Annotated in this window: 9 protein-coding genes; 8 read left to right on the top strand and 1 reads right to left on the bottom strand. The window is 70.0% G+C overall.

The features are described from left to right. The first annotated feature begins 1 nt into the window (after position 1). The 7 genes from cpaB to FVA74_RS02210 are packed head-to-tail and all read left to right on the top strand — an operon-like array spanning position 2 to position 7,689. The gene (cpaB, locus tag FVA74_RS02180) at positions 2 to 694 is read left to right on the top strand and encodes a Flp pilus assembly protein CpaB (RefSeq protein WP_147720157.1); all 693 of its coding nucleotides are present in this window, start codon (positions 2 to 4) and stop codon (positions 692 to 694) included. Continuing rightward, complete coding sequence (locus tag FVA74_RS02185) at positions 691 to 1,866, top strand: AAA family ATPase (RefSeq protein ID WP_147720158.1); 1,176 nt, start codon at positions 691 to 693, stop codon at positions 1,864 to 1,866. Before cpaB ends, FVA74_RS02185 begins: the two co-directional genes overlap by 4 nt. After that, complete coding sequence (locus tag FVA74_RS02190) at positions 1,863 to 3,251, top strand: CpaF family protein (protein ID WP_147720159.1); 1,389 nt, start codon at positions 1,863 to 1,865, stop codon at positions 3,249 to 3,251. The genes FVA74_RS02185 and FVA74_RS02190 overlap by 4 nt, the downstream gene beginning before the upstream one ends. Then, positions 3,251 to 4,168 (top strand): type II secretion system F family protein, encoded by a 918-nt coding sequence (locus FVA74_RS02195; RefSeq protein WP_147720160.1) that lies wholly within the window; start codon positions 3,251 to 3,253, stop codon positions 4,166 to 4,168. The genes FVA74_RS02190 and FVA74_RS02195 overlap by 1 nt, the downstream gene beginning before the upstream one ends. Positions 4,169 to 4,190: 22 nt before the next feature. Next, entirely contained in the window at positions 4,191 to 5,060 is an 870-nt protein-coding gene (locus FVA74_RS02200) for a type II secretion system F family protein (RefSeq protein WP_147720161.1), read from the top strand. Continuing rightward, the gene (locus FVA74_RS02205; protein WP_147720162.1) at positions 5,057 to 5,467 is read left to right on the top strand and encodes an NUDIX domain-containing protein; all 411 of its coding nucleotides are present in this window, start codon (positions 5,057 to 5,059) and stop codon (positions 5,465 to 5,467) included. The genes FVA74_RS02200 and FVA74_RS02205 overlap by 4 nt, the downstream gene beginning before the upstream one ends. Then, positions 5,467 to 7,689: an EAL domain-containing protein gene (locus FVA74_RS02210; RefSeq protein ID WP_147720163.1), complete on the top strand. Its 2,223-nt coding sequence runs from the start codon at positions 5,467 to 5,469 to the stop codon at positions 7,687 to 7,689. Before FVA74_RS02205 ends, FVA74_RS02210 begins: the two co-directional genes overlap by 1 nt. Here FVA74_RS02210 and FVA74_RS02215 read toward each other — a convergent pair. Further along, positions 7,682 to 8,503: an IclR family transcriptional regulator gene (locus FVA74_RS02215; RefSeq protein WP_147720164.1), complete on the bottom strand. Its 822-nt coding sequence runs from the start codon at positions 8,501 to 8,503 to the stop codon at positions 7,682 to 7,684. The genes FVA74_RS02210 and FVA74_RS02215 overlap by 8 nt on opposite strands. A 105-nt stretch (positions 8,504 to 8,608) precedes the next feature. Between FVA74_RS02215 and hutH the strand changes: the two genes are divergently transcribed. Continuing rightward, positions 8,609 to 10,162, top strand: coding sequence for a histidine ammonia-lyase (hutH, locus tag FVA74_RS02220; RefSeq protein WP_147720165.1), 1,554 nt, complete (start codon positions 8,609 to 8,611; stop codon positions 10,160 to 10,162). The last annotated feature ends 27 nt before the right edge of the window (positions 10,163 to 10,189 follow it).

Consider the following 10,189-nt stretch of genomic DNA (forward strand, 5'->3'; position numbering starts at 1 on the left):
CATGTTCAAGAACCGTGTCATCGCCGTCGTCGTCGCGGCGCTCCTCGCCGTCGCGGGGGCGATCCTCGTCTTCATCTACGCCTCGAACGCGGAACAGCGCGCCCTCGAAGGGGTCGAGCTTCGCCCGGTGCTGGTGGTGACGGAGTTCGTGCCGGCAGGCACGGTCGCCGCGGACCTCGGCACGAGCGTCGCGGTGCAGGAGCTGCCGGCCCTCTCGGTCGCTGAGGGCACCGTGTCGTCGGTGGAGCAGCTCGGCGACCGCGTCGCATCCGCCGACCTGCTGCCGGGGGAGCAGGTCTTCGACGCGCGCTTCGTCGCGGCGGACGAGAGCGACGCATCCGTTCCGGAGGGCACGCAGCAGCTGAGCTTCTCGCTGCCGACCCAACGCGCGGCGGGGGGCACGGTGCAGGCCGGCGACCTCGTCGGAGTGTTCGTCTCGATCGCCACGGCGGATGGACTGCCTTCGACGCAACTGCTGCTCGACGGCGTGCAGGTGCTGCGGGTGCAGGGTGGCGTGTCGGATGACGGCGCGGAGGTCACCGAAAACGTGACCGTGACGCTCGCCGTCACCGCGGAGCAGGCGCGCAGCATCGTCTATTCGCTCGAGTACGGCAGCGTTTGGCTCACGGAACAGCCGGAGGAGCTCGACGACACGGTCTCGGGAGAGCTGACGCGCGAGGGGCTGGCACAGTGAAGCACTACCTGGTCGTCAGCGACGACACCGCGCTGCACGCCCGTGTCTCGGAGGCACTCGGCGAAGAGGCGACGGAACTCGAGGCCTGGGCCCTCGCTGACGCGGAGGCCGACGGTGGCGCGCGCATCACGGCGCCCATCCGGGGCAAGCACCCCGACACCGTCATCCTTGGCCCCGACGCCGTCGCCGGCTCCTTCGTGCTTGCCGACCGCATCGCGACGCACTGGCCCGGCGCCGCGCTCCTGCTCGTGAGTGGGGCGGATGCGGCGACCCTCCGTGCGGCGATGCGCGCGGGCATCCGCGACATCCTCGACCCGGCCGAAGCGTCCGAGGTGTGGACCGAGACGATTGCGAGTGCTCGGGATTCTGCCCGCGAGCGGCTCAGCGCCGCCCTCCTCGAGGAGAGCACGGCACACGCGGGGGAGGAGCCCGCATCCCAGCTCATCGTCGTCGTCTCGTCGAAGGGCGGCAGCGGCAAGACGACCATCGCGACGAACCTCGCGGTCGGCCTCGCGACGGCGGAGCCCCGCTCGACCGTCATCGTCGACCTCGACATCGAGTTCGGCGACGTCGCGAACGCGCTGCGCCTCACGCCCGACCGCTGGCTGCAGGATGCCGTCTTCGGCCCCGCGCGCAACGACACGATGGTGCTCAAGACCTTCCTTGCCGAGCACGAGAGCGGACTCTTCGCGGTCTGTGCGCCCGAGACCCCTGAGGGCGCGAGCGGCATCACGGCGGAACACGTCTCCCACCTGCTCGGCCAGCTCGCGCACGAGTACCGCTATGTCGTCGTCGACACCGTCCCCGGGCTGTCGGAGCACACGCTGGCCGCGCTGGAGCAGGCCACCGACACCGTCTATGTCTGCGGACTCGACGTGCCGAGCATCCGGGGCCTCCGCAAGGAGTTCGACGTGCTGACGGAACTCGGCCTGCGGGCGAAGCGCGAGCACCTCGTCATCAACAATGCCGATGCGCGCGCCGGCCTCGTCGTGGCGGATGCCGAGAGCACGCTCGGCAGGTCGGCCGACGTCGTGATTCCCGCGCATCGCTCGGTGCGGCTCTCGACGAATGAGGGAGTGCCGCTCGTGCAGTCCGCTCGCCGGGGACGGATCGTGAAGCCGCTCCGCCAGCTCGTCGAGCTGATCCGCACGCGTCGGGGAGCCCAGCAATGAGCCTCGCCGATCGCCTTGCCGCCGCGCGCAGGGCCGAGCAGGCGCCCGCTCCCCAGCCGGCGGCCGAGCGCACGGGCGCGCTCCCGCCGCCAAGGGAAGCCCTCGGCAAGCTCAAGGCGCGCGCGACGCAGGCGCTCTTCGCCAACCTCGGCTCCCGCCTGACCGACACGACCCTCACGCAGCAGCAGTTGCACGAACTCGTGCGGCGCGAGCTTGCGACGATCGTCGCGGCGGAGGAGCTGCCCCTCACGACCGAGGAGCGCACGCGCCTCAGCCAGGAGGTCATCGACGATGTGTTGGGCTTCGGCCCGCTGCAGCGGTTCCTCGACGACGACGAGGTGACCGAGATCATGGTCAACGGGCCCAACCAGATCTACATCGAGCGTTCCGGTCACCTCGAACGGAGCCGCGTGCGCTTCGCGTCAGAGCAGCACCTGCGCAACATCATCGAGCGCATCGTGCTGCGCGTTGGTCGGCGCATTGACGAATCGTCGCCGCTCGTCGATGCCCGCCTCGAGGACGGCTCGCGTGTCAACGCGATCATCCCGCCGCTCGCGGTCGACGGCTCGACCCTCACAATCCGCAAGTTCTCGCGTGACCCCTTCCAGGCCGAGGACCTCGTGCACTTCGGCACCCTCACGCCGCAGCTCGCGACCGTGCTCGACGCGTGCGTCAAGGCGCGCCTCAACATCCTCGTCTCGGGCGGAACCGGCACGGGCAAGACGACGCTCCTCAACGTGCTCTCGTCGTTCATCCCCGAAGACGAGCGCATCGTCACGATCGAGGACGCCGTTGAGTTGCAGCTGCAGCAGCCCCACGTCGTGCGGCTCGAGAGCCGCCCGGCCAACATCGAGGGCCGCGGCGAGATCAGCATCCGTGACCTCGTGCGCAACTCCCTCCGAATGCGTCCCGATCGCATCATCGTCGGTGAGGTGCGCGGCGGGGAGAGCCTCGACATGCTGCAGGCCATGAACACGGGCCACGACGGCAGCATCTCGACCCTGCACGCCAACTCGCCGCGGGATGCCCTCTCGCGCCTCGAGACGATGGTGCTCATGGGTGGCCTCGACCTTCCGCTGCGCGCCATCCGCGACCAGATCGCCTCGTCGATCGACGTCATCGTGCAGATCACGCGCCTGCGCGACGGAACCCGCCGCGTGACGAACGTGACGGAGGTCGTCGGCATGGAGGGCGATCGCATCCAGCTGCAGGATGCCTTCGAGTTCGACCACGCCGCGGGCGTCGACCCCAACGGGCGCTTCCTCGGCACCGTGCGCCCGAGCGGCCTGCGCCCCGCCTTTGCCGACCGCTTCCAGGAACTCGGCATCACCGTGCCGGCTGACGCGTTCATCCCGCCGAGCGGCGCCCCCGGGGCGGGTCGCTGATGGAGCTCGTGCTCGGAGCCCTGCTCCTCGGCATCGGCCTGCTGGTGCTCGTCATCGGCGTCATCCTCCCGCCGCGCATCCACCGTTCGCCCGCGACCGACGATCCGGATGCCGCAGCCGAACCCGGCGCGATCGCCGCCCTCGAGCGTGCTGTGGCGGCCATGCTCCCGCGTGGATACCGCGGGTCGCTCTCGGCGGACATCGAACTGGCAGGTGGTGGCGTCACGCCCGGTCGCGTCGTGCTGCGCACCCTCGCGGTGAGCATCGCCGCCGGCGTCATCCTCGGCGGACTCACGGTGCCGCTGCTCGGGGTGCTCGCCGTGCTGGTGCTGCCGTTGGGCACGCCCTTCGCGCTGCGCTTGAAGGCCGACAGCATCCGTCGCCGCTTCGAAGACCAGCTCACCGACACGCTCCAACTGCTCGCGAGCTCGCTCCGCGCGGGCAACAGCCTGCTCAAGGCGCTCGACACGGTCGCGGAGGAGGCCGCCCAGCCAACCGCGCGCGAGTTCGTGCGAGCCGTCAACGAGGTGCGAGTCGGCAGCGACCTGGGTCACGCCCTCGACAACATCGCCCAGCGGATGCACAGCACCGACTTCGAATGGGTCAGCCAGGCCGTTGACATCCACCGCGAAGTCGGCGGCAACCTCGCGGAGGTGCTCGACCAGGTCTCTGAGACGCTGCGGGACCGCAACCAGATGCGACGCCAGATCCAGTCGCTGAGCGCCGACGGCAGGCTCTCCGCCTGGGTGCTCATGGCGCTGCCGCTCGTCGTGCCGCTCCTGTTGAGCCTCATCAACCCTGGCTTCCTCGCGCCCATGATCTCGTCACCGATCGGCTGGGCGCTGCTCGGGATCTCGGCCGTGCTCCTGCTGATCGGCGGCATCTGGATCCGACGACTGGTGGCGATGCCGCTGTGATCGCAGACGGGGGAGGTCGCCCATGCTGATGCTCGGCATGGCCGTGCTCGTGCTCGGCGTGCTCGCGCTCGGGTGGCTGCTGCTGGTCCCCGACGCACACGCACACGCCCGCGGCAACCTCTCCCGCGGAGCGGCGGAGGCGGCGGCGGGCCCTGCCACGAAGGGGGCGACCCAGGGGGCCTCCCGCGGCGGGGTCCGCAGGCTCATGCCCGCGGCATCCGTCGGCCGCATCACTCGGCTCGTCGACGCGGCGGGGCGTCCTGCCGAGCAGGTCGAGCGGATGCTGCAGCGCAAGGTCGTGCTCGCCGCGCTCGGCCTCGTCCTCGGCGTGCTGATCGGCGTCGGCACGGCATCGCCGATCGGCTGGCTGCTCGCAATTGCGCTCGTCGTGCTGGGTTGGTTCGGCCCGGAGATCTACCTCACCGGTCGGGCGGGGGACCGGCGCAAGGCGATCGACGCCGCGCTCGCCGACACGCTCGACCAACTCACGATCGCGGTCGAGGCGGGCCTGGGCTTCGAAGCCGCCCTCGCGCGCATCGTGCACAACGGGCGCGGCCCGCTCGCGGAGGAGCTGGGCCGCACGCTCCAGGCGATGCAACTGGGCGTCACGCGCCGGGAGGCGTACCGTGCGCTCGCCGACCGGGTGCAGCTGCCCGACCTCGATCGCTTCGTGCGCGCCGTCATCCAGGCCGACGCCTACGGGGTGCCGATCTCCACAGTGCTGCGCATACAGTCGGATGAAGTGCGGATGCGGCGACGGCAGCGGCTGGAGGAGCAGGCGATGAAGATTCCTGTCAAGATCACCTTCCCGCTCATGCTCTGCCTCATGCCCGTGCTCTTCATCATGGTGCTGGGCCCGGTCATCATCAACGCGGTCGAGGCCTTCCAGTGACGGGCGGCGTCTTCACCCTCGCGGCTGCGCTCGTGCTCGACAGCCGGGGCAGGGCACTGCTCGTGCGCAAGCAGGGCACGAACGCCTTCATGCAGCCGGGAGGCAAGATCGAGCCGGGCGAGACGGCGCGCGACGCCGTCGTGAGGGAGCTCGCCGAGGAACTGACGCTCGAGGTCGACCCCGACTCGCTCACGCCTCTCGGTCGGTTCTCCTCCGCGGCGGCAAATGAGCCGGGCTGGATGGTCGACTGCGAGGTCTTCACGCTCGTGACCGACGCCCCCGTCGCGGCAGCGGCCGAGATCGCTGAGGTGCGCTGGTTCGACCCCGCCGACACGGGTGATGCTGTCATCGCGCCGCTCACGGTCGAGCACGTCTTCCCGGCAGTCCCGCTTGTCGGGGGCTCTTGATGGAGCGGCCGACCGGGGTGGGCGAGTGGGCCTTCTCCATCGGGAACGATCCGGAGCTTCGCGAGATGATCGTCGGGTCGATCCACGAGGGCGTGCTCGTGACCGACGCCGAGGAGCGCATCGTCGCGGTCAACGATGCGGTGTGCCGCATGACGGGCTATGACCGCGCGGAACTTGTCGGCAAGACCTGCGCGCTGCTGCAGGGACCCGAGACGCAGCCCGAGCTGATCGAGGCGATGCGGGCCGCCATCCAGTCGGAGGAGACCTTCATCGGCGAGGTGCTCAACTACCGCAGGGATGGCACGCCCTATTGGAACGGCCTCTCGATCGCGCCCGTGCGGCGGGGCGGCGTCGCGACGCACTTCGTGAGTGTGCAGCGGGATATCACCGACTTCGTGGCCGACCGCACGCTTGCCGAGCGCGGACAGGAGACGGCGGCGATGATGCTGCGGGTCTCCCGGGAGCTCAGCCGCGCGACAACGGGCAGCCAGGTTGCGCAGGTCATCGCGGATGCCGTGCCCGCCCTCTGGGGTTCGGACCGCTCGGTGGTGCTTTTCTGGGACGACAACTCGGCACGGTTCGTCATGGCTGGGCTGAGCGGCTGGGGCGGCGCGGCGGCGGAGATGGTGCGTGCCTGGGAGAGCACGCGTGCCGAGAGCCCCGACCTTGCCGAGCTGATGGACTCCGGCATGCCGGTGCTCCTCCACCGTTCGAGTTCGGCGTGGGCGCGCGAGCTCATGGAGACCTTTGACTTCGAAGCGCTCGGCCTGACCCCCGTCCAGATCGGGGGGCGCTTCCTCGGCATCATCGGCGGCCACTGGGCGAGCACGCCGCCACCCACGACCCTCAACGACACACTGCACGAGCGGATGATGGCCATCGCCGGACTCGCGGGTGTCGCCCTCGGCCACAGCCGGCTTCGAGAGGCGATCGACTGGTCGATGACACACGATGCCCTCACAGGGCTACCCAACCGACGGATGCTTGAGGAGCACATCACCGAACGGATGGCCGAGTTGGCGGAACACGGTGGCGACGGCGTTGTCGTGCTGGCCTGCGATGTCAACCGGTTCACCGCCATCAGGGAGACCTATCCGACGGCCGTCGTGGACTCGGTGCTGCGAGAGATCGCCGCGCGACTGGTCAGCACGATCGGCGATGAGGGCTTCGTAGCACGCCTGGGCGGCGACGACTTCGTGATCGTGATTCGAGCCCGCCCCGAGGATCTCGAGGCCACGGTGAGTCGGCTCCTCGACGCCTTCCTCGCCCCCTTTGCCGTGGGCGACGACACCGTCCATGCGGGGCTCGCGGTCGGCGGAGCCGTGAGCGCCGACGTTGCGCGGTCCCCGGCCGAGGCCGTCGAGGCTTTCGGCCCCACCGTCGCCCAGAGGCTCATCTCCCTCGCCCGCGCCGACCTGACCGCGCAACGCCTCGCCTACCGGGCAGGCCAGAAGCGCGAGGATCCCGAGGATGCGGGGCTTGACTCCGACCTGCGCTCGGCCGTGCGCAACGGTGAGATCGAGGTCTACTACCAGCCGCAGGTCAGGCTGCATGATGGAGCACTCGTGGGGGTCGAGGCCCTCGTGCGGTGGAACCACCCGCGATTGGGCCAGGTCAGCCCAGTGCGCTTCATCCCCCTCGCCGAGTACAACGGCTCGATCCGCGAGATCGGCCACTTCGTGTTCGAGACCGCATGCACGGATGCGGCGCGCTGGGCGGCATCCGGGCATCCGCTCGAGATGTCGGTCAATGTGGCCGTGCACCAACTCGAAGACCCCACCTTCTCAGACCGGGTCGTGCGCACCGTCAGCACGAACGGGCTCCCCAACGATCGACTGACGCTCGAGGTGACCGAGACGAGACTGGTCTCCGACCGCAGCGTGCCCCAGGCGCAGCTGCATCGGCTGCGCGAGCTCGGCTTTGTGATCTCGATCGACGACTTCGGCACCGGCTTCTCTTCGCTCACCCAGCTGAGCAACCTGCCCGTCGGCGAACTCAAGATCGACCGGTCCTTCGTCTCGGGCGTCACCGCCGCCGGCCGCTCCATCGTCGCGGGCGTCATCGGTTTCGCCCGGGGCCTCGGGCTGCGCGTCGTGGCGGAGGGTGTCGAGGACGCGGAGCAGTACGAGGTGCTGCGGATGCTCGGATGCGACAGGGCCCAGGGGTACCACCTGGCGCGCCCCATGCCGGCCGAGCAGTTCGAGCGGGAGTGGCTCAGCTGATCGGGCGCGTCCCCGCCGGGCCCCTCTCCGGTCGCGTTGCGCTCGGTGCCCGGCCCCGGATGCGACGGGAGAGCTCCGTTGCGGCCCTGCTTGCCTCGTCAGCGATCTCGTGCCAGCGCTCGCGAGGCATGTCTGCCGCGAAGGTGACGGCGATGCTCGCGGCGGGCCATCCGCTGTGGTCGAGTGCCGCAACCGCGACAGATGCGAGCCCGGGGGTGATGTCCTCCTCTTCCGTTGCGTAGCCGCGGGTGCGGGTGTCATCGAGCATCCGTGTGAGCTTTGAATAGCTGTTGACGGAGTGGTCGGCGCGCTGGGCGAAGGCGCTCGCATCCGGGAACAGGGCGCGGAGCTGGGCCTTGGGCAGGGTTGCGAGCAGCGCGCGTCCGCTCGCGGTGAGGTGACTGGGCAGACGCACGCCCACGTCGGTCACGAGCGAAGGGCGCCGGGGTGCCCGCTCCTCGACGAGGTAGATGACGTCGCGCCCGTGGAGGACGGCGAGGTGGGCACTCTCGCCCAGGTGGTCGACGAGCGTCGCGAGCACGGGACCGCCGAGCCTCGTGAGGGGCTCCTGGCGGGAGAAGCCAGAGCTGATCTCGAATGCCGCGAGGCCGATCCCGTAGCGGCGTGCCTCAGGGAAGTGGATCACGAAACCGGCGGCCTCGAGCACGCCGAGAAGCCGGTACACGGTGGAACGGGGGATGGCCAGCGTGTGCGCGATGCTCGACGCGGCGACGGGGCCTCGCTGGGCGGAGAGGTGGGTGAGGATCTCGAGTGTCTGGCGCGCGGCGGGTGAAGGGTCGCTCAGGTTCGGCATGGGGTCTCCTCGCGATCGTCTTGCGCCTTCTGACTGTCTCATATCTGAGACAGCAGGTGCGTTCACGAGCCCGTGAACGACACCGCTGTGTCGTGAGATTGAGACATGAACACACGAGCCATCCCCGCAGCAGTGAGCGTCGGCGTCGGGCCGGTCACGATCGAGGAGGTCGTCGCGGTCGCTCGACACGACGCCCGCGTCGTGATCAGCGATATGGCGCGCACGGCGGTCTCTGCGAGCCGCGAGATCATCGACGGCCTCGCAAGCGACCCGACGCCGCACTACGGCATCTCGACGGGGTTCGGTGCGCTCGCGAACACCTACATCGCGAGTGACCGGCGCACCCAGCTCCAGCAGAGCCTCGTGCGTTCCCACGCTGCCGGGTCTGGCCCAGAGGTGGAACGCGAAGTGATTCGCGCCCTCATGCTGCTGCGTCTCTCGACCCTCCTCACCGGGCGCACGGGCGTGCGGATCGAGACAGCTGATGTCTACGTGGGCATCCTCAACGCCGGCATCACCCCCATCGTGCGGGAGTACGGCTCGCTGGGATGCTCGGGCGACCTCGCCCCGCTCTCGCACTGCGCCCTCGCGGTCATGGGCGAGGGAACGGTGCGTGATCGCAAGGGGGTCGTCATGCCTGCCGCTGAGGCCCTCGCCGCGGCGGGCATCACCCCCGTCGTGCTCGCCGAGAAGGAGGGGCTCGCCCTCATCAACGGCACCGACGGCATGCTCGGGATGCTTGCCCTCGCGATCGACGACCTGCGGATGCTGCTCAGCAGCGCGGATGTCGCCGCGGCCATGAGCGTTGAGGCGCTCCTCGGCACCGACGCGGTCTTCGCCGATGACCTCTCGGCCCTGCGGCCGCAGGTGGGCCAGGGTGTCTCCGCCGGCAACCTGTCCCGACTCCTGGCGGACTCGCCGATCGTGGCGAGCCATCGCGGTGAGGACTGCACTCGCGTGCAGGACGCCTACTCGTTGCGATGCGCACCCCAGGTGCACGGCGCTGCCCGCGACACCCTCGCCCACGCCGACCTCATCGCGGGCCGCGAGCTCGCCTCTGCCGTCGACAACCCCGTCGTGACCCCCGACGGGCGGGTCGAGTCCAACGGCAACTTCCACGGCGCCCCCGTCGCCTACGTGCTCGACTTCCTTGCGATTGCGGTCGCGGATGTCGCCAGCATGTCCGAACGTCGCACCGACCGGATGCTCGACCCGGCGAGGAGCCAGGGCCTCCCGGCCTTCCTCGCGCATGATGCCGGCGTCGACTCCGGGCTGATGATCGCCCAGTACACGGCGGCGGGGATCGTCTCCGAGCTCAAGCGACTCGCGGTGCCGGCATCCGTCGATTCGATCCCCTCCTCGGCGATGCAGGAGGACCACGTGTCGATGGGCTGGGCCGCGGCTCGCAAGCTGCGCACCGCGGTCGATGGCCTCAGCCGGGTCATCGCGATCGAGGTCATGACGGCCGCCCGTGCGCTCGACCTGCGCGCGCCCCTCCTTCCCGGGCCGGCCACGGGGGCCGTGCTCGCGAAGGTGAGGGAGACGGTCGACGGCCCCGGCAGCGACCGCCACCTCTCGCCCGAGATCGAACTCGTCGTCGAGGCCGTGCGCGGCGGTGCCGTGCTCGAGGCCGCCGCCACCGTCGCAGAACTCTCCTGACCATCCCCAACCAGACATCGAGGAACC

This window comes from Salinibacterium sp. dk2585, from assembly GCF_008001035.1.
Classification (GTDB): Bacteria; Actinomycetota; Actinomycetes; order Actinomycetales; family Microbacteriaceae; genus Homoserinimonas.